Annotated in this window: 16 protein-coding genes; 14 read left to right on the plus strand and 2 right to left on the minus strand. The window is 61.2% G+C overall.

The features are described from left to right. The first annotated feature begins 198 nt into the window (after nucleotides 1-198). The gene (locus LQK83_RS20995; protein WP_230839441.1) at nucleotides 199-1,536 is read left to right on the plus strand and encodes a purine-cytosine permease family protein; all 1,338 of its coding nucleotides are present in this window, start codon (nucleotides 199-201) and stop codon (nucleotides 1,534-1,536) included. A 705-nt stretch (nucleotides 1,537-2,241) separates the two neighbouring features. Here LQK83_RS20995 and LQK83_RS21000 read toward each other — a convergent pair. Then, nucleotides 2,242-2,478, minus strand: coding sequence for an IS66 family transposase (locus tag LQK83_RS21000; protein WP_330166297.1), 237 nt, complete (start codon nucleotides 2,476-2,478; stop codon nucleotides 2,242-2,244). A 400-nt stretch (nucleotides 2,479-2,878) separates the two neighbouring features. After that, on the minus strand, nucleotides 2,879-4,357 hold the full coding sequence (locus LQK83_RS21005) for an NAD-dependent succinate-semialdehyde dehydrogenase (RefSeq protein WP_230839442.1): 1,479 nt from the start codon (nucleotides 4,355-4,357) through the stop codon (nucleotides 2,879-2,881). Between the two features lie 269 nt (nucleotides 4,358-4,626). Here LQK83_RS21005 and LQK83_RS21010 point away from each other — a divergent pair, with 269 nt between their 5' ends. From LQK83_RS21010 to LQK83_RS21070, 13 genes are all read left to right on the plus strand, one after another. Continuing rightward, nucleotides 4,627-6,657 carry a hydantoinase/oxoprolinase family protein gene (locus tag LQK83_RS21010; protein WP_230839443.1) on the plus strand — a complete coding sequence of 677 codons (2,031 nt, stop codon included), beginning with the start codon at nucleotides 4,627-4,629 and terminating at the stop codon, nucleotides 6,655-6,657. 14 nt (nucleotides 6,658-6,671) lie between these two features. Next, nucleotides 6,672-8,441: a hydantoinase B/oxoprolinase family protein gene (locus LQK83_RS21015; RefSeq protein WP_230839444.1), complete on the plus strand. Its 1,770-nt coding sequence runs from the start codon at nucleotides 6,672-6,674 to the stop codon at nucleotides 8,439-8,441. A 139-nt stretch (nucleotides 8,442-8,580) separates the two neighbouring features. Further along, nucleotides 8,581-9,984, plus strand: a complete 1,404-nt coding sequence (locus LQK83_RS21020) for an NAD(P)/FAD-dependent oxidoreductase (protein WP_230839445.1) — start codon at nucleotides 8,581-8,583, stop codon at nucleotides 9,982-9,984. An 11-nt stretch (nucleotides 9,985-9,995) separates the two neighbouring features. Beyond that, on the plus strand, nucleotides 9,996-10,337 hold the full coding sequence (locus LQK83_RS21025) for a cupin domain-containing protein (protein ID WP_230839446.1): 342 nt from the start codon (nucleotides 9,996-9,998) through the stop codon (nucleotides 10,335-10,337). A gap of 120 nt (nucleotides 10,338-10,457) precedes the next feature. Next, nucleotides 10,458-11,966 carry a PucR family transcriptional regulator gene (locus LQK83_RS21030; RefSeq protein WP_230839447.1) on the plus strand — a complete coding sequence of 503 codons (1,509 nt, stop codon included), beginning with the start codon at nucleotides 10,458-10,460 and terminating at the stop codon, nucleotides 11,964-11,966. A 723-nt stretch (nucleotides 11,967-12,689) separates the two neighbouring features. Continuing rightward, on the plus strand, nucleotides 12,690-12,866 hold the full coding sequence (locus LQK83_RS21035) for a hypothetical protein (RefSeq protein WP_183940258.1): 177 nt from the start codon (nucleotides 12,690-12,692) through the stop codon (nucleotides 12,864-12,866). 172 nt (nucleotides 12,867-13,038) lie between these two features. Next, nucleotides 13,039-14,037 carry a DUF3991 and toprim domain-containing protein gene (locus LQK83_RS21040; RefSeq protein WP_230839448.1) on the plus strand — a complete coding sequence of 333 codons (999 nt, stop codon included), beginning with the start codon at nucleotides 13,039-13,041 and terminating at the stop codon, nucleotides 14,035-14,037. A gap of 125 nt (nucleotides 14,038-14,162) precedes the next feature. Next, the gene (locus tag LQK83_RS21045) at nucleotides 14,163-14,768 is read left to right on the plus strand and encodes a DUF1419 domain-containing protein (RefSeq protein ID WP_230839449.1); all 606 of its coding nucleotides are present in this window, start codon (nucleotides 14,163-14,165) and stop codon (nucleotides 14,766-14,768) included. 11 nt (nucleotides 14,769-14,779) lie between these two features. Further along, entirely contained in the window at nucleotides 14,780-15,181 is a 402-nt protein-coding gene (locus LQK83_RS21050; RefSeq protein WP_230839450.1) for a DUF3085 domain-containing protein, read from the plus strand. A gap of 115 nt (nucleotides 15,182-15,296) precedes the next feature. Then, nucleotides 15,297-20,396 (plus strand): DEAD/DEAH box helicase family protein, encoded by a 5,100-nt coding sequence (locus tag LQK83_RS21055; RefSeq protein ID WP_230839451.1) that lies wholly within the window; start codon nucleotides 15,297-15,299, stop codon nucleotides 20,394-20,396. Between the two features lie 537 nt (nucleotides 20,397-20,933). Further along, entirely contained in the window at nucleotides 20,934-22,685 is a 1,752-nt protein-coding gene (locus LQK83_RS21060) for a ParB N-terminal domain-containing protein (protein WP_230839452.1), read from the plus strand. Nucleotides 22,686-22,781: 96 nt separating this feature from the next. Next, on the plus strand, nucleotides 22,782-23,258 hold the full coding sequence (locus tag LQK83_RS21065) for a hypothetical protein (RefSeq protein ID WP_230839453.1): 477 nt from the start codon (nucleotides 22,782-22,784) through the stop codon (nucleotides 23,256-23,258). Further along, on the plus strand, nucleotides 23,255-24,136 hold the full coding sequence (locus tag LQK83_RS21070; protein WP_230839454.1) for a DUF7007 domain-containing protein: 882 nt from the start codon (nucleotides 23,255-23,257) through the stop codon (nucleotides 24,134-24,136). The genes LQK83_RS21065 and LQK83_RS21070 overlap by 4 nt, the downstream gene beginning before the upstream one ends. The last annotated feature ends 3 nt before the right edge of the window (nucleotides 24,137-24,139 follow it).

Below are 24,139 nucleotides of genomic sequence, written 5' to 3' on the forward strand. Positions count from 1 at the left end.
ATCTGTGGGAGTTTAAGCAATATTTCTTCTTTGAAAGAGGAAGTATAAGAAGAAGTGACAACAAAATTTCTGGCAGGCAAGCGAGAATGGTGAATTTCGTCTCTTACGGGATTCTAAGGGCGCGGGCTCAATGGTCTCGTCCATCACTAGGCTGGAGACGATGCAACAGAAATTTCGTGTGCAATCAAAGGGGACACAATGAGCTATTCGAATTACGTTCTTCCTGACGAGCAACGGGTCGGCAGATGGTCGCTCAATATGGCTTGGTGGGCGCTTTTCTCGGCGATGTTTTGGCTCTACATAGCGGTCGCTTGCGCCAACCTCGTCGGTACGACCGACACGATAATCGGTATGGTGCTGTCGATCGTGGTCTATGGAAGCATCAACGCGGTGCTGGTCAAGTTCGGCGCACGTACCGGCTTGACGGTGGAACTGTTCTCAAGATCGCTGTTTGGCATTCTGGGGTCGGCGCTTGCGACGCTGATTTTCGCGGCGACGGCGATCTACTACATCGTCTTTGAGGGTTCGATCATCGCCGTCGCCTTTCAGTCGTTTTTCGGCGGCGACATCAAACACTGGTATATGGCGGTCGCCATCTACATCCTCCCTCTTGTGATGGGAGGTGTGCATAAATGGCTGGATAGGCTCAACGGCTTCCTGCTGCCGATCTACTTCTTCGGCCTTGCCGCCGCCGTCGTGGTTACTGCGGTGACACACTCCGACGCCGCCATTGCGTGGCCGACAGCTCCGGCCGAGGTTGCCCCCATTCCCGGCTGGCTGACGACGTTCCTGATCTACATGGGCGTGTGGATCATGATGATGTACACGTTCGACTACGCCCGATTCGGTAAGCAGAAGGACGAGACCTTCCACGCCAACATCACATTCGGCTGGTTCTTCTACATCTTCACTTTCGGTTTCAACGGCCTCATCGGCATCTACCTCGTTTCTGCATGGAACGTCGCTGGCACCGAGACCGGGGTGGTTGAGGCTCTAATCGAATCGCTCGGCGTCGTCGGACTGATCGTCATCGTTGTCTCGCAGACTCGAATCAACTCCGCGAGCTACTATCTGAGTTCGACTAACCTCGATGCCTTCTTCACCCGTATCTTTCGGCTTGCGTTGCCACGCTGGGTCTGGGTCATCGTGACTGGGGCGATTGCTTATACGGTGATGCTCACCGATGTCCTGACCTGGATACTCAAAGCTCTTGCCTGGCAGGGTGTGTTCGTCACGGCGTGGGTCGCCATCGCCATGGTGTACGTCCTGTCGAACCGCCACGAAACGGGTGTTCTCCCCGAGGTGCGCCGGGAAAGGCTTTCCGCTATCGCTCCCGGCGCTGTAGTATGGCTGGGTGCGTCAATCATCGGCATCTGGTTCACCGAGCAATCCGCGTTTCCCGTGCTTGCCCGGCTTGCGCCGATCATCACCTTCGTTCTGGCCGGCGCCGGGTTCTGGCTCACGTCGCGCATGGCTCCGCCACGCGTGCTCAGCACGTCCGAAGATGTGCACGTCGATGAGCAGCAGATGGCATGAATCGTGACGCGAGCCCTAACGATGAACGAGGGCGAACGTGACCAGAGGGGCGACTCGTATTGTCGTTGCCCGTGGCCATCGCGATCATAGTCGTGGTTGCGCTGCCGTTCGGACGACGCCCCCCGCGTACACGGCGGGGGGCACCGCTGCTCTCATCCTGTCCCTACTTCTCGACTTCTGGCTAGACGGGACGAACTGGTTTGCCGCCATTGGCGTGGCGTGGATCGCAGGCCAGTCCCTCGCGTTGATCTGGGGGGTACGGTACTGTTCAGGCGGAGCCCTCCTGCCGACCCCGCGCCATACGGACAAGCCAGAACTCGGACGCATCCTTCGTGCGGCGCACACCCTGGCGCGAGGTGAAAGTCGGCACGGTACAAACAGCGTTCCATGGCTAGGCGTTGGGGGGCTGCTGGAGGGCGGGGGCAAAAGCGAACACTGAGCCAGCCAGCCGCTGCTTGAGGTGATCGAATATCTGAGGGTCGTACATTCAGGACTTAATTGTACCAGGTCGCCGCCAACCGCTTTCGTGCCAAGCAAGGCTTGACAAAGGTGAGATCGGCTGATGGCTCCATTTATCGTGAGCGGTGTTTTCTCCGTACATTGACCACTCGCAATGGGCCATTCGGAGAAATACCGATACGTCCTTGATGGCAAGAATGCGCCAAAGCAGTCGTAGTCGAGACCGTGCAGCTCTGCTTCGACGCGTTACAGTTTGCCGATCCGCTTCACGCCATCCTCCGCAATCGGAGTCGCGCCGGTTCGGGTAATTTCGACCAGCTTACGCCTGGCATGCGCCCAGTAATAGGCCAGTCGGATTTCGGGACCGCCACGATCCGGCGCAATCAGCCGATTGTATCCCGCGTAGCCATCGACCTGAAGCACGCCCGTAAACCCCGTTCGGCATGCTGTCCGCCACGTCCTGGAGCGTAAGTAAGAGGCCACGCCGGGTGGAGCACCTCCACCCCACGGTCGGTCAACGCGGGCTAGCGCGCGGGTTTACGACTACTAGAAATGCTGACCCCTTGAGCATTGCCAATCTCCGCGACTGCCGGAGATCGATGCCATGTCACCCCTAACCAAGAAGTTTGCAACAGAACCGTCCTCTTCCATCCAGTCAGCACCCACAATTCGATCAGCCAATCTATGCATTCGATCCAGAGTTGGCCGAAGCTGTCCTAAATTAACCCGCACTTGGAGAGGACCGGGGCGTATTGATTGCTGAAGCTAATCTTTTGAGGTTTGATTTTGGGCCGGCATCATTGCTGATTTATCAGTAACCTAAATACCACCAAGCCATTTCATGGCGGTCACAGCATTGCAAATTGCCATTAATCGCCTTGGGTCAAATACTCAAACAAAGATACTTGATCTCGACATAGTCATCGATACCATATTTCGAGCCTTCGCGACCCTGACCTGATTGCTTGATTCCGCCAAAGGGCGCGACCTCGGTCGAAATAAGCCCGGTGTTGATGCCGACCATGCCGTACTCCAGCTCTTCCGCCACCCGGAAGATCTTCGACATGTCCTTCGAGTAGAAGTAGGAGGCGAGGCCGAACTCTGTGTTGTTGGCCATCTCGACGACCTCTTCCTCCGTATCGAACCTGAAAAGCGGAGCCACAGGACCAAAGGTTTCCTCGCGTGCCACCTTCATGTTGGCGGTCACGCCGGTGAGTATCGTCGGCTGGAAGAACTGGCCGCCCTTTTCATGGCGTTTGCCGCCCACTGTGGTCTTGGCTCCGTTCGTCAATGCATCGGCTATGTGCTCTTCCACCTTCTCCATCGCCTTTCTGGTGATCAGTGGGCCTGCGTCGACGCCGGGTTCGAAGCCGTCGCCGACGGTCATGGCTGCGACCTTATCCGACAGTTTTCGAGCGAACGCGTCATAGACGCCCGACTGGACGTAAAAACGGTTGGCGCAGACGCAGGTCTGGCCGTTGTTGCGATACTTCGACACTATGGCACCGTCCACCGCCGCGTCCAGATCGGCATCGTCGAAGACGATAAAGGGCGCGTTTCCGCCAAGTTCGAGGCCGAGCTTCATGACTTGCTCGGCGCCTTGGCGCATCAAGATCTTGCCGACCCCGGTGGAGCCCGTGAACGTCAGCTTTCGCACCTTGTCGTTCTCGGTGAACTCTTTGCCGACGGATGCGGACTTCTGCGAGGTGATGACGCTGAAAAGCCCGACAGGCAGGCCAGCACGTTCCGCGAGAAGGGCCAGCGCGAGCGCCGAGAGCGGTGTTTCTGCCGCCGGCTTGGAAACCAGTGCGCAGCCTGCAGCCACGGCGGGCGCGAACTTGCGCGCAAGCATTGCGTTGGGGAAATTCCAAGGTGTGATCGCCGCGACGACGCCCACCGGCTGCTTGATGACAATGATGCGCTTGTCAGGCTGGTGGCCGGGGATCGTATCGCCATAGACGCGCTTGGCTTCCTCGCCGAACCATTCCACGTAAGATGCGCCGTAGAGGATTTCTCCCCTGGCTTCTGCTAGCGGCTTTCCCATTTCCATGGTGAGGATTGCGGCCAAGTCGTCGGCGTTGGCGACCAAGAGATCGTAGAGCTTGCGCAAGATTGCGGCGCGCTCCTTGCCGGTCTTTCGGCTCCACCGCTTTTGGGCCTTGTGGGCAGCGTCGATGGCGCGGGCGGCTTCCGCGCGGTCCATGTCCGGCAGCGTGGCTATGACGTCGCCATTGGCCGGGTTGGTGACGTCGAAGGTATCACCGCTGTCGCTCTTCGCAACCCATTCGCCAGCGATCAGCGCCTTGTCGACGGCGAGCGAGGGATCTTTGAGCTTAGAGATAAGTGCATCGGAAATCGTCATTGGATAAGGCCCCTCCGTATGTACGATCTGGAATTCTGCCCGGAAGCGTCGTGTTCGCCGTTCACCGGTCCGCTCATCCATGTCGATAGGCTTCAACGCTCGTATGCGCGAAACCTACCAAGATTTGCGGAGGGCACCAACGTTCGCGTCATAGTGCGATCGGATGGTTTTGATGTTTCGTTTCCTATTTTCGGATGATTGACCCGAAAGCGCTGTGTGAAGAAATATGGCGGCAGACTTACGATATCCAAGCACATAGGGAGGTCACGATGTGGAGGGTTGGAATTGATGTCGGTGGTACTTTTACAGATTTGTTTGCATGGGAAGAAAGTACTGGCAAACAAGTCACTGCGAAGGTCCTGACCACGAAGCAAGATCGCTCGATCGCTGTTCTTGAGTCTATTGAAAAAGCCGGAATTAGTATTTCGGATGTATCGTACCTGATGCACGGTACGACGACGGCGACCAACGCGCTGATCGAGCGCAGCTATCCGGATGCTGCCTTTATTACGACGGAAGGTTTCCGCGATACAATCGAAATCGGTCGCCAGCACCGTCAGCATCTGTACGATCCCTACCAGACGAAGCCCAAGCCGATCATCAAGCGCCGGTTCCGCTACACGGTCCCCGAGCGTGTAAACGCCCACGGCGAAACTGAGCGGCCTTTGGATGTCGCCGCCGCGCGTGAAGTGGCAATGAAGATCAAAGCCGCAGGCATCCAGTCCGTCGGTATCGGCTTCATCAACTCCTATGCCAGCAGCAAGCATGAAGAGCATATGCGCGACATCCTGCGGGAATACTGCCCGGATGTGCACATCGTGCTGTCGTCCGAGACTCGTCCAATCTTCCGCGAGCACGGGCGTTTCGTCACCACCGCCGTTCGCGCGGCCTGCATGCCGGTGATGGTTAAGTATATGGATGATCTGGAAAAGCGGCTGGACCAGCATGGTTTCACCGGGAAGCTCCTAATTCTTAAGAGCAGCGGCGGCGTCATGTCTGCGGGCGCGGCGCGCCAGCATCCTGAAGACATGCTGGAGTCCGGTCCCGCGGGCGGTGTGGCCTATGCCGGCTATCTGACCGAGCAGAGCGGCTTCGACCGCATCTTGCACACCGATGTTGGTGGTACCAGCTTCGACGTTTCGATCGTCGAGCACGGCAAGGGCCTAATCACCCGCGACCACGAACTGGAATGGGAAGTGCCTATCGTTGTCCCGATGCTTGACATCCACAGCGTCGGTTCGGGCGGCGGGTCGATCGGCTGGGTTGATGCGGGCGGCTCGCTGCGCGTCGGTCCGAAGAGTGCCGGCTCCGAACCCGGTCCGGTCTGCTATGGCCGTGGCGGCATCCTGCCCACCATAACCGACGCCAACCTGCTGCTTGGCCGTCTGGACCCGACCCTGAACGGTAAGATCGATCTCGACGTCGAGGCCGCCCGGAAGGCGATGGACAAGTTGGCCGGCGAGATCGGCCTCTCGACCTTGGCGACAGCCGAAGGCATGATCCGTATCGGTTGCGAATACATGGCGCAGGCGGTTAAGAAGGTTCTTGTCGCCCGCGGTCGCGATCCGCGCGATTTCGTATATGCCAGCTTCGGCGGTGCCGGCGCGCTGGCTGCATGCTTCGTTGCCAAGTCGATGAATATCCCCAAAGTCATCGTGCCACCGCATGCGGGCGTTGCCTCCGCCTTCGGCGCAACCGTGATGGATCTGCGGCAGGACATCGAGCATTTCTACTACTCACCGGTCATGGAAGCCGATCTGGGCAAAGTGAACGAGATCCTAAACGATCTCGAGGCAAGGGCCAGGAAGGAACTCGTCCAGCAAGGTTTCGCCAACGAGCAGGAAATAGTCATCATCCGCAGTGCCCAGATGCGCTATGTGGGTCAGTCCTACGAAGTCGATACCCCGTTGCCGAACGGCGTGCTGACCGCTGGTGATCTGCCCAATATCGAGAACGAATTCCATGGCGTTCACTTGCAGGAATTCGGGGTGAGTTCGGATGATTTCGCCCCTGCATTCGTGTCCTTCAGCGTCACCGCCATCGGCCGCATGGACGATCCGCCGCCGGTCGAGGTTCATTTCTCGACCGATGAGAAGGCAGCGATCAAGGGGCAGCGCGACGTTTACTTCGATGGCGAATGGACCAAATGCGATATCTATGAGGGCGAGGCGCTGACCACTCACCACCGGATCCATGGCCCGGCGATCATCGAATACGATCACGCCTGCACGGTCCTGCCGCCAAAGACCCACGCCCATGTCAACGCGATGGGCGCGCTGGTCATCGACATCGAAATCTGAGGGGAGGAAAAATCATGAGCCAGAACATCGTTCATACCGATATAGACATCGACCCCATCACCTTCGAAGTGATGCGCAGCATCTTCGAATTCGCCTCCGACCGAATGGCCACCGTTCTTCAGCGATCGTCGTTTTCGCCGATCCTGGCGGACATGCTCGACTTCTCGAATGCTATCTACGACGCGGACCTGCAACTACTTAGCCAAGCAGCAAATTGCCCGGTTCACTTGGCGGCGATGAAGTTCTCGGCCGAGGAGGCCGTGAAAGGCGTCGGCAGAGACAACGTCTATGAAGGTGACGTGCTGGTGCTCAACGATCCCTACCGGGGCGGCACCCACATCAACGACATTACCTTCACCAAGCCGATCTTCTACAAGAAGGAACTGATCGGTTATGGCGTCAGCCGCGGCCACTGGATGGATCTGGGCGGCGGCGGCGCCGGTGGCCAGGCGTTCAGCACCCATATCGCTGCCGAAGGGTTGCGTCTGCCGCCGCTGAAGATCTATTCCGGCGGAAAGCTCAATGAAGACCTTCTGGCGATCATCCTGAACAACTCACGCACGCCCCATTTCATCAAGGGCGATGTGCAGGCCCATCTCGGCGCGCTGCTGGCGGCAGAGCAGGAATTACAACGGGCTTGCGAGCGTTACGGCGCCGACATTGTCCGCGCGGCGATGAAGAAAATCCAGGCATATACCGAAAAGATGGTGCGAGAGAGCATCCGCACGATCCCGAACGGCGTATACGAGGCCGAAGACTATGCCGATACCGACGGGATCACCCAGAAGCGTGTCAAGGTAAAGGTGCGGCTGGAAATTGAGGATACCTCGATTAAGGTCGATTTCACCGGCACCGATCCGATGTGCCAGGGCGCGATTAACTCGCCCAAGGCCAATACTATGTCCGCGGCGCTCTATTCGCTCCAGTTCTTCCTGGCGCCGGACGCGCCTCAGAACCAGGGTCTGTTCAACCCAATCGAGGTCATCTTGCCGGAAGGTTGCTGGCTGAACGCCACATGGCCGGCTCCGACCATTGGCTGCACAACGCTGACGGCCTCAAAGATCACCAGCGCCATCTGGCAGGCTCTTGCGAAGGCCATCCCGGAACGGGTTACGGGGTCGACATGCTCGGATGCCAACTGGTTCGTTGCAAGTTGTGTCGACGCGGAAGGCCGGGCAGATGTGTTCTCGGATCTACCCGCCGGCGGCTGGGGCGGGACGCCCTATTCGGATGGCATGAACGTCACCATGGACCCGCTTGGTAACTGCATGAACATGGCGGCTGAGACGGCGGAGCTGTTCTTCCCGATAGCTTACGAGGCCTTCGAACTCAGGAAGGATTCCGCTGGTGCCGGTCAGTATCGCGGTGGCCTTGGTTCCGTGTTCAAGGTGCGCTTCTTCGGCGGCGGCGAGCTGGGCATGGAAACCTCGCGCACGCTGGCGGGCAGTCCCGGTGCTGCAGGCGGCCTGACCAGCGTCGTGCAGCGGTCTAGCCATATCCGCGCCGATGGCACGCGGGAGGTGATCGGTGGCATCGACGATGCTGGCAACTGGCACAATCCGCTGCTGGCCTCGCACAAGTTCGGCGCCGGTGAGACCTTCATGTTCGAAAGCACGGGTGGCGGCGGCTGGGGCAACCCGCTGAAACGCTCGGCCGAGGATGTACTAGAGGACGTGCTTGACGAATATATCAGCCTCGATGCGGCCAAAAGCCTCTATGGCGTAATCATCGACCCGAACTCGCTCAAGGTCGACGAAGCCGCAACCGCCGAGCTGCGCGGCTGAAAAGCCTCGCGTTTCGCACGCTATGACATGAGAGGACTGATTGGCGCGGCCCGGAAACGGGCTGCGCCAACGGGTAAGACTTGTTTCACGCCCGCGCCGGATTTGCCCCGGCAAGCTTGCCGAACGACAGGGAAAGACTATGAAACTCCACATTTCACAGCCGCTCAAGCGCAGCTACTGGCAGGAGTCGGTGGTATCGATCAAGCCGTGCCCGCCCATGGTGGGCGATAGCCGCGCCGAAGTCGCGATCATCGGCGGCGGCTTCGTCGGCCTGTGGACCGCCCTGACCGTCAAGCAGCACGAACCCGATTGCCGGGTCGTGGTGCTGGAACAGGACATCTGCGGCGGTGGAGCGTCTGGCCGCAACGGCGGTTTTGTTATGTCGTGGTGGCCGAAGATTAGCACCATTCGCTCCTTCTGCAGCGTCGAGGAGGCGCTGTTTTTGGGGCGCCGCGCCGAAGAGGCAATCTCCGAACTCGGAGAATTCTGCAATCAGCACGGCATTGACAGCCATTTCATGCAGAAGGGCTGGCTGTGGACTGCGACCACGCCCGCCCATGTAGATTCGTGGAACGGTACGCTGCATGCCTGTGAGAAGCTAGGCGTCGCACCGTTCCAGCGCCTTTCGCCGGACGAGGTGCGCCGTCGCACCGGATCGCCCGCACATTTGGGCGGGGTTTTCGAAGCCTCTAATGCCACGGTACAGCCCTTTGCACTGGTGCAGGGCATGCGCCGCGTGGCGCTGGCAGCGGGCATCGTCATCCATGAGAATTCCGGTGTCAGCCAGATCGAACCCGGCCAGCCTTCGCGAATTATCACCCAAGGCGGCGCGCTGACGGCGGACAAGGTCGTACTCGCTACCAATGCCTGGTCGGCGACAATACCGGAGCTTTCGGGTTTGTTCACTCCTGTCAACAGCTCGATCGTCACCACGAAACCGCTCGGTGCACATCTCGAGCAGATCGGCTGGACCGGTGGCGAATCTATCACCGACTCGCAGCTTATGGTCGATTATTACCGCACAACCCGAGACGGGCGTATCGCGTTTGGCAAGGGTACGGGGGCGATGGCCTATCGCTCGGTGATCGGAGGTGTCTTCAGCGACGACGCCGAAAGCATCGCGCTGACCCAGGCAGACCTGTTTGCCACCTATCCTATGCTGTCGCCTGATGCTGTCGCCGATAGCTGGTCCGGGCCGGTAGATCGCACCTACGACAGCCTGCCGGTATTCGGCAGCCTGCGCGGCCATCCTAACATCTTCTACGGTATCGGCTGGAGCGGCAACGGCGTCGGTCCCAGCCGCTTGGGCGGGCGCATCCTCGCCAGCCTCGCGCTCGGCCGCAATGACGAATGGAGCCGCTGTTCCCTCGTCGGCAGGACATGCAAGAACTTCCCGCCCGAACCCTTCCGCTATCTTGGCGGCAAGATGGTCCGCAACGCCGTTCTTCGCAAGGAAAGGGCCGAGATGCAGGGCAAATCTCCGGCGCGGTTCGACAAGCTGCTTGCCCGTCTCGCCCCCTCTGGCCTCGAAGACAAATCGTAAGGAGCGTAGAAATGTCACCAATTCTGATCCGGGTCGAAAACGAAAGCGCCTTCAGCGGCCCGGTCGCGGTGGGTACGCCGACGAGTGAGCAAGTCGCCATGGTCCGCATCGCCGCCCACCGGGAAATTCCGGTCGGCACCTCCGGTGTGTGGGAATGCACTCCTGGACGGTTCCGCCGCGCGCTGGCCGAGGCCGAGTATAGCTATTTCATCAGCGGGCATGGCAGTTTCAGGGTCGATGGCGGCGAGAAAGTGGAATTTCGCGCCGGAGATTCGATTTACTTCGCCGCAAACACTCAGGGGGAATGGGATATTCTAGAAACCGTTCGCAAGGCCTACGTGATTTTCGCCTGAGCAAGGATGCACATTTTTCACCGACACAACGAACCGTGGATGGATCCGCTACGGCGGCTGGTTTAATTACTTTCTCAGACCTACAGTTGCGTGGTTTTGAACATCAGGTAGGGCCGATCGATGCCGCTGCGGATCATGGACATCATAAACACGCCGGAACTGCGCAGCCGTGTGGTTAGCGGCGAGCAGGGCCTGGATCGGATTGTCCGCTGGGCGCACGTATGTGAACTGGCCGATCCGACCAAGTGGTTGGGGGACGGCGACCTATTGATGACGACGGGCATCGGAATTCCTGCAGATCCCGGCGCGCAAAGTCGTTACGTCGAGTCCCTGGCCAAGGCCGGTCTGGCAGGGATGATGATCGGCGAGAACATGCAGGCGCCGAGCGATCTGGAGGCATTACGGAAAACGGCGGAACAGCTGGGTTTTCCGCTGTTGCTCACGCACTACGGGGTGCCCTTCGCCAGCGTCACCAAGGCCGTGGTGGATGCCACGCGGCTCGAGGAGTTCGAACGCCGCAATGCAATAGCGCGCGTGTGTATCAGCGCCCGCATGGCAATTGAGGGGCTTGATCTTGAAGCGCTTCTGCGGCGTCTCGAAAAGGACGTGCATGCCGATTTGTACCTGTGGGATCCTCAAGCGCAGGAGCTTTGGCTTCCCCGGCAAGTCGAGCTACCCGAAAAGTTACGCGAAGCTTTATGCCAGCAGAAGCCCGATTCTCAGGATTCCCAGCTGGTGGTCCGGCGCCACGCGCTCGAAGACGGAGAAGTGCTCGCTATTTCTATTCCCTCGCGCCGGGGTTACGTCATGCTGGCGCGCCGTGCGGGCCAGGACTATCTGGACTACAGTCTCGTGAACTACATGTCAGCGGTGCTGGGCATCGCGCTTGAACGCCTACATGTCGAAAGCGAACGAGCTCTCCGAGCCGGTTCGGAGTTGATGGATGATCTGCTGAACGCGCGCCTTTCGCCGCGTCAGGCGACCAAGCGCCTCGAGTCGTTCAACATCGAACTGGAAACGGCGCATCTCGCGGTCACCGCCCGAGGCCGGCTGCAATTCGCCGAATGGGCTTTGCTGTTCGAGCGCCTGGACGCGCCATTCTTGTTGTCTCCGCAAGGGGACGAATTGCTGCTGCTGCTTCCGGCGGAGTCCGCCCAGGCGATACAAGATGCCCTGGGAAGCCCGATGGGGCTGAGTGATCCGATCGACCAAACTGATCGGCTGACGGAGGCTATTCGCGAAGCCCGCCTGGCGCTGGCTCATACAAATCCGGGGCAGCTTGTCGTGCTCCACGAACGGGTCGTGGACCGGCTACCCTGGCTTCCCCAAAATCTGGACGAGGCCACGCAGACTTTCCGCCACGTTCTCGGAAATCTGGCGGATCACGACGAAGAGTCGCGCGCGTCCTTGCTCTACACCTTGAAGATTTTCCTTGAACAGAACCGCTCCTGGCAATCGACCGCTGAAAAGCTTCATATCCACAAGACCAGCTTGACCTATCGCGTCCGGCGTATCGAAGCCCTCACGGAGCGCTCCCTAAACAGCACCGCCGACGTGACTGCTTTGTGGCTCGCTCTCCAGGCCGGAGAGATTCTGGGCCTCGCTCAAATGCGTGAGAAGAGGGGATGAGTCGCTTGCCGGGATAGCGTTTCTCCGCCTTACGATGGTGGCAAGCTTGGGCGTGCGACTTAGGTGTGCCTAGTGGGAGGCTATCGGAACGGCTCTTGGCGATCAACCGTCGGGCCACAAGTTACCTGAGAATATCAACTAAAAGTTCCATAATCCGATTATGCAATATGTTATAGTCTAACATGGATTGCCTCATGAAGAAGAGGATGCTTTCGCCCCTGGAAAAGACGTGCCTTCGGTGGGTGTCTCTGGGCAAAACTTGCGCCGAAATGGCCCTGTTGGAGGGGAAAAGCGTCACCGAGATCGAACTTTGCCTGGAACGTGCGCTAATCTTGCTCGATGCGAAGTCAGTCGAGGAGGCCATTGTAAAGGCCGAGCGGTCTCATTCCGATTGACGTTGAGCGACCCGCTAAACGTCGTCAACAGGCAGTCGCCAACCTGTCCTGCAAATTCGAGACACCGAGCAATCGAACGCTGGCAAGGCGAGGGTCGGGCAGCACGAACAACCGGGCGGCAAGCGGTGGCTCGAACGGAAGCAAGCCAATCCCGCTCTCTTTTGATGGCGTCCTGGCCCGGATCCGGATCTTCCACGATCAACCCGCGAGGGGTCCGCTAGCAAGCTGCGGCCGCTGCCGCTTCGCGTCGCGGTGATCGCGCCCGGACCCCGTGCCTTTTGAGGAGCCATCGAGCGGGAATTGGCCCGCTCCCGAAGGAGCCTCTCACATGTCGCATGATCTCTCTCTCGCCCAGTCCCACGCGTTCCAGCTCTCCCGTGACCTGATGGTTCCGGTCACCCTCTTCGAGGTCGACGGCGAATACGGCGTCCTGCCGTCCGACGAGATCGACGCCGACGACGACCTGGCGGTCGTGCACGAGTACATGCCCTGGCCGGCCCACTGAGCCGGCTTCGCGCCCTTGGCGTGCCGCTTGCGAGCGGCAGGCCGCAAGGGAAGCTGCGCCGCGGCCGAACTCTGGCTTGCATGATCCGACAATTGCATGCCCGCGCCCTTGCGGTCTTTGCTCTTCGCGGCCTGCCGAAAGACGTCCGTGAACGGACGGGCAGGCAAGGATCATGGAGGCCGATCGCCGGGCGATCGGAAATAAAATGAAGAGAAGAGAGATAGAAGCGCTGCGCGAGCGGGTCAGTTGTGCGGCGGTGCTGGAGCATGCCGGGTTTGCAATAGACGCGAAGGAAAGCACGCGGCGGGCGGTCAAGTTTCGGCGCGGCGGTGAGATCATCATCGTTACTTACGAAGGGCGCGGGTGGTTCGATCCTCTGTCCGAAGCGAAAGGCGATGTGTTTCGGCTCGTCGAACACCTCGATCATGTCGGCTTTCTCGAAGGCGCCGAACGGGTCGCGGATCTCGTCGGGTTTCCGATCACGCAGCCGGAGTGGCAGCCCGCAAGGGACGGCGAGAGATGCGAGCTCTCTCTTCCCAATTGTTGGCAGGCTCGCCGCCGTCCCTGGCCCGGTTCCGCGACATGGCGATACCTCAATGGCGAGCGCCGTCTGCCAGCCTTCCTGCTCCACACGGCGATCAAAGCCGACCTGCTACGGGAAGGTCCGCAAGGCAGCATGTGGGCGGCGCATAGAGACCATGCCGGGGTTTTGACCGGCTGGGAGGCGCGCGGTCCGCAATACCGAGGTTTCGCGTCCGGAGGAACGAAGGTTCTTTTTCGTCTCGGTTCGGACAGCGCATTGCGCCTGGCTGTCACGGAAGCCGCAATCGACGCCATGAGTCTTGCGGCAATCGAAGGTTTGCGGGAGGGCACGCTTTATCTCAGCACGGGCGGCGGATGGTCGCCGACCACGGAGGCAGCGATACGGGAGTTGGCTGCAAGGCCTGGCGTCCAGATGGTGGCGGCGACCGACGCCAATCCCCAGGGCGACATGTTTGCCGAACGGCTACGGGCGCTTGCCGACGATGCCGGCTGCGACTGGACGCGACTTCGGCCGCCCGGGGAGGATTGGAACGAAACCCTGAAGGTCAGGGAAAAGAGAAAAAGGACGGAAGGAGGGGACGTGCCGCATGCGCGCCGCCCGCGTCAAGGGAGGCTTCGCCCGGCTTGAGCCGGCCCTTGACCCCGGCAGCTGCGATGCCGGCGGCCCGGAAGGGGTCATGAAGGACTGAAGAGGAAGGCAAGGTCGAGAGGACCGTGCCGCGCTTCGGTCCGAAACCTCCGAAGGAGCCGCAGATGAACCCCTCTCCCGCAATCCGAAAAGTCTTCCAGGGCGTCGCAAACCGAGCGCAGATGTTTCGCATGTTCGACCGTCATCTCCAGCGCCCGAACCGTTGGGACGGCGACGCGACGCCGCTCTATGCCGGCGAGTGGTTCGAGATCGGCGAGGTCGAGCACGACTATATGTTCGAGATCCTGCCGCCGCTCTGGATCCGCGGCTCGTTGTTTGCGATGCGCGAGTTCCTCACCGGCTCGGTCACATCAGTCTTCTTTGCGCTCCGGATCGACGAAGCGATCCGCTATTTCCACGGTTATTGCGACCTTTTTGATCAAGCCTCGGTCGAGACCATGCGCGTTGCGATTATCGAGCGCGAGAGCCGCCCGGTCCGCTCCATGACGCGCGAGGAACGCCTCGAGCATATCTGGAGCAGCACGGCCGACGACTATCGCGGCCATGCCGGCGAACGCTGGCCAGAGACCTCGCGTGGCAAGCGCACGGTGACGCTCTACGGCGGGAACGGCGGCACGTTTCTGAAACTGCTGGAAGACCTCAGCGACGACGAGATCGCCGCCAAGCTGCCGGTGCAACTGCGCCACCTCACTTCGCCGATTGCGGCTTGATAGGTGCAACCATGCTCACGTTTCCGCTTGCATCCGTGCGCGAGGTGATCGCGCGCGGCCGCGCCGATGCTGAAGCCAATGGCGGCTTTCGCAACCCCTATTATGGATTGAGACCCGGCAAGGACGAACAGCCGGGTCTGTGGCTGGTCGGAGATCATGGCGTCTACCTCCTCTCGAACGGCAAGCTTGCCGGCGATGAGAAACCCTTCGTCGTCTATGCCGAGGAATGTAATCCGGCCACCACAGACGACTGGTTCGAGGTCAAGCGCCAAACGTTCGGCGGCGATGACGGCGTCGATTTCCTCGACGCCGGCCAGCTGGAGGCGATGATGGCGGAGAGCCCCAATGCCACGCATCTCCGCATCGTTTTCGCTGATGACGCCATGCAACTGATCTTGACCGGGCGCGACTAGCGCTCGGCTGACCCTATCCGCGCCGCCCATGCAGGCGGCGGCACCTTCCACCTCTTCGCGTTTTCTCGACTGCCCTTGCGGCGGCTCGATGACGCGCGCTCACAAGGAGCTTTCGATGAGCAACGATCCCTTCACCCTCGATATATCAGGCAGCAGCGCATTGTCATCAGGACTTGGTCTTGGCGTCACCGCGTTCGGCGGTTTTGCCGCCAATGACGACGAGCCGGATCCGACCACGCCCTCTCCAGCCCCCGCGCGGGCTCTGCCGGCGGCCAACCGACCGCTCCCGCGACAACAGGGTCAGCGCACCAACTTCTATCTCGACGAAGGGGATCGCGAGCTTGCCGCGACCTGGAAGGAACGGGCGCGCATCAACGTCGCCGCGATCCTCACGGCCAACGAACTCGAGAAGCTGGACGTGCCGGTGACTCCGGCCGCGCAAGCGAGGCTGATCCGGTTCACCGGTTTTGGCGCTGGGGAACTGGCGAATGGCATCTTCCGGCGCCCGGGCGAAACCGACTTCCGCAACGGCTGGGACGATCTTGGCACATCGCTGGAATCGGCCGTCAGCGAGGGCGAATACGCGTCGCTTGCCCGTTGCACGCAATATGCTCACTTCACCCCTGAATTCGTCATCCGCGCGATTTGGATGGGCTTGCAGCGGCTCGGCTGGCGCGGCGGTCGTGTGCTGGAGCCGGGAATCGGGACGGGCCTGTTCCCGGCGCTTATGCCGAAACAGTACCGCGACGTGAGCTACGTCACCGGCATCGAGCTCGATCCCGTCACTTCGCGCATCGTCAAACTGCTGCAGCCGAAGGCGCGCATCATCAACGGCGACTTCGCACGCACCGATCTGAATGCGATCTACGATCTCGCCATCGGCAACCCACCCTTCTCGGATCGGACGGTTCGCTCCGACCGGCAGTATCGTTCGCTGGGTCTCAGGCTGCACGACTACTTCATCGCCCGGTCGATCGATCTCCTGAAACCCGGTGCTCTGGCGGCCTTCGTCACCAGCTCCGGCACGCTGGACAAGGTGGATAGCACCGCACGCGAGCACATCGCCAAGTCCGCCGACCTGATTGCCGCGATCCGCCTGCCCGAAGGCAGTTTTCGGCGCGACGCCGGTACGGATGTCGTGGTCGACATTCTGTTCTTCCGCAAGCGCAAGACTGGTGAACCGCAAGGTGACCCCTCCTGGCTCGACCTGAAGGAGGTCCGGCCAGCGATGGAGGACGAGGGGGCAATCCGGGTGAACCGCTGGCTCGCCGAGCACTCGGAGTTCGTGCTCGGCGATCACGGCCTGACCTCTGGTCCCTTCGGGGAGAGCTATACATGCCGGCCACGCGCCAGCCAGGCGCTCGACGCGGCGCTGACGGCAGCCATCGCACTTCTCCCGGAAGACCTCTATGACGGCGAGCCGACCTCCATCGACATCGATCTGGAGGACGAACTCCCGGAAATCGTCGATCTCCGCCCCGACAATGCCAAGGTCCGCGAAGGCAGCTATTTCGTCGATGTCAGGCATGGCCTCATGCAGGTCGTCGACGGCGAGCCGGTCACGGTGCAGGTTCGCAAGGCGCGCAGCGGTGATGGAATTTCGGAAAAGCACGTCCGCATCATCCGCAAACTGATCCCGATCCGTGATGCCGTGCGCGAGGTCCTGAAAGCCCAGGAACTGGATCGCCCATGGCGCGACTGCCAAGTGCGGCTGCGCATCGCCTGGTCGAGTTTCGTCCGCGACTTCGGGCCGATCAACCATACGACCGTCTCAGTGACCGAGGATCCCGAAACCGGCGAGGTGCGCGAAACCCATCGCCAGCCGAACCTTCAGCCCTTCCGCGACGATCCCGATTGCTGGCTGGTCGCCTCCATCGAGGACTATGACCCCGAGACCGACACGGCAAAACCTGGTCCCATCTTCTCCGAACGGGTCATCGCTCCCCCTGCCCCGCCGGTCATAACCTCGGCAGCCGATGCCTTGGCCGTCGTGCTGAACGAGCGCGGGCGCATCGACCTCGATCATATCGCCGAGCTTCTGCATTGCGACACGGATGCTGTTCTCGATGCGCTTGGCGACACGATCTTCCGCGATCCGGCCGACGGCTCCTGGCAGACTTCGGACGCCTATCTCTCCGGCGCCGTGCGCACCAAGCTAGGTGTCGTGGAAGCCGCCGCCGCGCTCGATGACATCTACGAGCGCAATGTCCGTGCGCTTCAGGTGGTACAGCCCGCCGATCTCCGCCCGTCCGACATCACCGCTCGGCTGGGGGCACCCTGGATCCCAGCGAACGATATTGTCGACTTCGTGCATGAGACGATGGGGGCCGAGATCAAAATCCACCACATGCCGGAACTCGGCTCGTGGACGGTCGAGGCCCGGCAGCTCGGTTGGGCGGCTGCCGGCACATCGGAATGGGGAACAGACCGCCGGCACGCCGGCGAGCTTCTCGCCGATGCGCTGAACAGCCGCGTGCCGCAGATATTCGACTTCTTCAAAGATGCCGATGGCGAGCGGCGGGTGCTGAACGTCGTCGATACCGAAGCCGCGCGCGACAAGCTGCAGAAGATTAAAGAGGCGTTCCAGAACTGGGTTTGGATCGACCCAGATCGCACCGACCGGCTGGCGCGGGTCTATAACGACCGCTTCAACAATATCGCGCCGCGCACATTCGACGGCTCCCATCTGAAACTTCCCGGCGCCTCAGGCGCCTTTGTTCTCTACGGGCATCAAAAGCGCGGCATCTGGCGGATCATCTCGTCCGGTTCCACCTACCTGGCCCACGCCGTCGGCGCTGGCAAGACGATGACGATGGCTGCCGCGATCATGGAGCAGCGCCGGCTCGGTCTGATCGCCAAAGCGATGCTGGTCGTGCCGGGCCATTGCCTCGCCCAGGCGGCGCGAGAGTTTCTGGCGCTCTATCCCAACGCCCGCATCCTTGTCGCCGACGAAAGCAACTTTACCAAGGACAAGCGCGCTCGTTTCCTCTCCCGCGCCGCCACGGCAACCTGGGACGCTATCATCATCACCCACTCGGCGTTCCGGTTCATCGCCGTGCCGTCCGTCTTTGAACAACAGATGATCCAGGACGAACTGGAGCTCTACGAGGAACTGCTAACCAAGGTCGACAGCGAGGACAGGGTCTCCCGCAAGCGACTTGAACGCTTGAAAGAGGGTCTGAAGGAACGACTGGAGGCGCTCTCGACTCGCAAGGACGATCTGCTGACGATTTCCGAAATCGGCGTCGACCAGATCATCGTCGACGAGGCGCAGGAATTCCGCAAGCTATCCTTCGCGACCAACATGTCGACATTGAAGGGTATCGACCCCAACGGTTCGCAGCGCGCCTGGGATCTATGGGTTAAATCTCGCTTCATCGAAACCAGGAATCCGGGCCGCGCGCTGGTGCTCGCCTCCGGCACGCCGATCACCAATACGCTCGGCGAGATGTTCTCGGTCCAGCGGTTGCTCGGGTCCGACGCGTTGCGCGAGCGCGGCCTGCATGAGTTCGACGCCTGGGCCTCGACCTTCGGCGACACCACGACGGAACTCGAAATCCAGCCCTCCGGCAAATACAAGCCCGTCAGCCGTTTCGCGAGCTTCGTCAACGTGCCGGAGCTGATTGCGATGTTCCGGTCCTTCGCCGACGTGGTGATGCCGGACGATCTCCGCGCATACGTGAAGGTGCCCAATATCTCGACGGGCCGGCGGCAGATCCTGACGGCCAGGCCGACGCAGGCCTTCAAGAACTACCAGACCATCCTCGATGCTCGCATCAAGGCGATCGAGATGCGCGAGGGGCCGGCACAGCCCGGCGATGACATTCTGCTCTCCGTCATCACCGATGGCCGCCATGCGGCGATCGATCTCCGCTTGGTCGATGCGGACAGTGACAACGAGCCGGACAACAAGCTCAACCTGCTGGTCCGAAACGCCCACCGCCTATGGCAGGAAACCGCCCAACACACCTATCTCCGTCCGGACGGCAAGGCTTTCGATCTGCCGGGTGCGGCGCAAATGATCTTTTCCGATCTCGGCACCATCAATGTCGAGAAGAGTCGCGGGTTCTCGGCTTACCGCTGGATCAGGGATGAGCTGGTCCGCATGGGCGTTCCCGCTTCCGAAATTGCGTTCATGCAGGACTACAAAAAGACAGAGGCTAAGCAGCGGCTCTTCGGCGACGTGCGCTCCGGCAAGGTCCGCTTCCTGATCGGCTCGTCTGAGACGATGGGGACGGGTGTGAATGCCCAGCTCCGGCTCAAGGCGTTGCATCATCTCGATGTCCCATGGTTGCCGTCACAGATTGAACAACGCGAGGGCCGGATCGTGCGCCAGGGCAATCAGCACGATGAAGTCGATATCTTCGCCTATGCCACGCAAGGCTCGCTCGATGCCTCGATGTGGCAGAACAACGAGCGCAAGGCACGTTTTATCGCGGCAGCACTCTCCGGCGACACCTCGATCCGGCGACTGGAGGATCTCGGCGAAGGCGCGGCCAATCAGTTTGCCATGGCCAAGGCCATTGCGTCAGGCGACGAGCGGTTGATGCGGAAGGCGGGTCTCGAGGCAGACATTGCCCGTCTCGAACGGCTGCGCGCCGCCCATGACGATGACCAGTATGCAGTTCGACGGCAGATCCGTGACGCCGAACGCGATATCGAGATCTCGGAGCGACGGATCGCGGAGATCGGCAAGGATATCGAGCGCCTTGTTCCAACCGCGGCCGACGCCTTCGCCATGACTGTCGTCGGTGAGCCTTTCGACGAGCGGAAGGCCGCCGGTCGCGCCCTCATGAAGGAAATCCTCACGCTTGTTCAACTTCAACAGGAAGGGGAGGTCGTGCTCGCTGCCATCGGCGGCTTCGATCTCGTGTTCGAGGGCGAACGCTTCGGCAAGGGCGACGGATATCGCTACGCGACCCTCCTCCAGCGTACCGTTGCGACCCAAGAGATCGATCTGGCCGTGACCGTGACGCCGCTTGGCGCCATATCCCGCCTCGAGCATGCGCTTGACGATTTTGACGGCGAGCGGGAACGCTATCGCCAACGGTTGCAGGACGCCCACAAGCGCCTCGCCTCCTATCACTCGCGCGAGGGAGCTGCGTTCGCGTTTGCGGAGGAACTGGCCGACAAACGCCGGCACCTGCGGGAGGTTGATGAGGCGCTTGCGGCCGAGACACGCAATGACGGCCAGTCGGGCGCGCAGGCGGCATAAGAGCCGCCGTCGAACGAGAAGTATATGACAGGATGGGTGCAGCGCAGCATATGCATAGCTGCATTGCACAATAAATGTCTTCCATCTGGTCAAAAAACGATCATACTGCACGTAGCTGATGCATTGGCGGTCTCCTCCCAGTTCCGCCGCACCAGCTGTTCCCCTCTGGAGGTTTATTGACCTTCACACTTCATGGGCCGCGGTTTCCGCTGGCCCATTTTTTTGTCCCAACGCATCCAGCGCTGACGCGCTCGTTCCCTTGGCGTGGCGAAAAAGAGGGGGAGAGAAAGAAGAAGGAGAGGAACTCGGTCGCAGATCGGTCCGCCGGTCGCCGCTTCCGCTCAACCGCCGTCTCCGCATCCCGGCCACTCGTTCTTCGCAGGGCTATCAGCCCCGCTCGTCCTTCGCGGCAGCGATGCTCGACCGCAGTTGCCCCCGGCCGCCCGCTCCGCGGTCCGGAAGGTGTCTTCATGAATGAATGAAGACAGGAAGGACCGGCAGAGGCCGGGTCCAAAATCCCCGGAAAAGGAGCATCCCATGTATCTCATGAAGGTCGATCCGCGTGCGCTGAAGGATAACCCCGACAACACGCGCCAGTCCAAATCGACGCCGCAGGCGGACGCCCTGCTGCTGGCGACGATCAGGGCCGTCGGCATCATCCAGCCGCCCGTCGTCTTCCCGGAGCGTGACGGCGGAAATGGATTCATCATCGAGGCGGGGCATCGCCGCCGGCGCCAGGCGGTTGCCGCCGGCTTCGACGAGATCGAGGTCCTGGTGGTCGAGGCCGCCAACGACAACGGCGCCATGCGGTCCATGGTCGAGAATATCGCCCGCGAGCCGCTGAACCCCGTCGACCAATGGAGGGGGGTCGAACGTCTCGTCGCGCTCGACTGGACCGAGGAAGCGATCGCGGTCGCCCTGACCCTGCCGGTGCGGCAGATCCGCAAGCTCCGGCTCCTCGCCAACGTCCTGCCGGCCATGCTGGATCAGATGGCGAAGGGCGATATGCCGTCGGAACCACAGCTGCGCACAATCGCGGCCGCCGCGCTCGACGAGCAGAAGGAAGTGTGGAAGGCGCACAAGCCGAAGAAGGGCGATACGGCGTCGTGGTGGTCGGTCGCCAACGCGCTCTCGAAGAAGCGGATGTACGCCAAGGATGCGAGCTTCGGCGACGACCTGCGGGAAGCCTATGGCATCGAGTGGGTCGAAGACCTCTTTGCGCCGGCCGACGAGGACAGCCGCTACACGACCAACGTCGAGGCCTTCCTCGGCGCGCAGCAGGAGTGGATGAGCAGCAATCTGCCGAAGAAGGGATCAATCGTCGAGGTCAACAACTATGGCCAGCTGGACCTGCCCAAGAAGGCCGAGCGTGTCTATGGCAAGCCCGGCAAGGGCGACAGCACCGCCATGTATCTCGATCGCGAGGGCAAGGTTCAGTCGGTCCACTACCGGATGCCGGAAGCCCAGAAGCCAGGCGGGCAGACCGGCTCGTCTGCCAACGGTTCGACTGGGGCCGATGATGAAGCAATCTCGGCCTCGAAGGCGCGACCCGACGTCACGCAGAAGGGCCAGGACATGATCGGCGATTTCCGCACCGATGCGCTTCACGAGGCGCTCGGCCGCGCGCCAATCGAGGACGACATGCTGATGGCCCTGCTCGTGCTTGCCTTCTCCGGCCAAAATGTTCGCGTCGACTCGGGTGCCAACGACAATGTGTTCGGGACGAAGCGCATGCAACGCCACGCTGCCCGGCTCTTCTCTGAAGATGGCCGTCTATCGTTCGACATGGAGACAATTCGCGTCGTCGCCCGTTCCATCCTCATCGAGGCCCTGTCGTGCCGACGCAATATCTCGAACAGTGGTGTGGTCTCGCGCATCGCCGGCGAGGCGATCGGCGCCGACGGCTTCCTGCCGAACATGGGCACCGAGGATTTTCTCGTATGCCTGTCGCGTCAGTCGCTCGAGGCCGCTGCAAAGGAGGCGAATGTGCTTCCCCGTGCCCGGGTACGCGAGACCCGCGCGGCCCTCGTCGACCACTTCAGGGACATCCGGTTCGTGCATCCGGCAGCCCTCTTCTCGCCTGATGCGAAGGACGTCGCCGACCTGATCAAGCATGCCGACACTCTCGACGATGATGGTGACGAGGACCCTGCCGTGAGCTCGAATGCAGCTGTTGATCCTTCGGAGGCTACGGTTGCTGATCCGGATGCCGAGCAGTTCGAAGAGCCGGCAGACGGATCTGGGAACACAGACGCGGACGAAACCGCCTACGGCATCGCTGCGGAATAGCCGCGTCTCCACATTCATCTTCACCGATCCCGTCGCTGGCCATCACCGGCGGCGCTTTCGTTTTCACAATCCACAAAAACCTGAAGGAGAAAGCGCATGTCTGCGTCCTTGATTTATGACCTCGCCCCAATTGGCTCCATCGTCGCTTGGTCGGACGGCACGCCGCGCCCGCCGGAACGCCACAAGAAAAAGCTGGCGGCCTGGGAAACCCGCAACAGCAAGGGTCGGCTGATCCGCAAGCAGGGAAAGCGTGGCGTCGGCAATGACAGCCTGTCACCGGATTTTACCCTTCATGAGGGCGATTACGGCGCGGGCGGCGTGATTGCCATCCGCATCCACCGGACCTTCTCTCTTGACAGCGAGCTCGCCTTCAAGGTCACCGAGCGCCCCGCGCTGGGATCCGTCCGTGTCTTCGGCCGCGCCGGCGCGAATGCCGAACTTGTTCACCTGGCGGCCAGCCGTCCGGCGGCCGATGAATGGCTGACCCGCCACGGCTATCCCAATGCCGTGCTCGAGGAGGTGACCGCCGACGAGATTGTCGCCGATCACGTCGAAGGGAGGGTCGCGGCATGAATCCCCTCTCACAACCCTCCCAACTTTCCACCCCTGATCCGTCAGGGGTGGAGTTTGGTCGCAGTGCCGATGGTTTATCCGTTGGGCGCATCGGCGATCTCGTCTTCGCCATGGTGCCGGCGCGGGACGGCCAGTATTTCCTCGCTAGCGCCTGGCGCTTGTCGAGGCCGCTCGCCGATCTCAAGCGTGATGATTTCTATTCGCACCACGGCTCCGTCGCGGATGAAGCCGCCTTCCGAGAGCGCATGGTCGAGCAGGCCGAACATAGCGACGAGCTTCGGGCTCTCGCTCGCCAGTCCGCCCGAATGAATTGCAGCACGCCCTGGGGCTCTTCCCAGGGGGCCACCGTCTATGCGGACGGGATTGTCTCTCACACCACGGCCGGACATGGCGGCTTCAAGCTGTCCGCCACCCGCAACGCCGCGGTCCACCCGATGCTGCAGGCCGGTGGCGGCTGGTACGAAGAAGACGCCGCCTGGGCGATCGTGGCACTGGCCTTTCCGGATTTGTTCACGCGCTATGAGCGGAAGTGCGCTGACAAGACGGTCCGGGACGCCTGGCCCGACGCCTGGGAGGCGATCCATGGTCGTGCGCTTGCGCCCGGCGAATCCTACGAGAGGGGCCGCCAAGCGTTCATGCGCGAGCATTCCGGGGACTGGATCGTTATCGCAGCACTTCGTTCGGATCATCATCCCGGCATGACCGAGGTAATTGCCACCATTGGCGGGAAGCGCGACGAACGGGCGGAGGAGCGCCGCTTTCTGGTGCCGAGCTGTGACTATGCTGTCGGCCGCTTCGGTTTCGTCATCGATGAGACGAAGCATGCTGCCTATGACGGCCCATCGAGCTTCGCCTACTGGCGTCAGAGGGCCGCGTGATGT

The organism is Rhizobium sp. C1, from assembly GCF_021026335.1.
In the GTDB taxonomy this organism is placed as follows: domain Bacteria; phylum Pseudomonadota; class Alphaproteobacteria; order Rhizobiales; family Rhizobiaceae; genus Ensifer_A.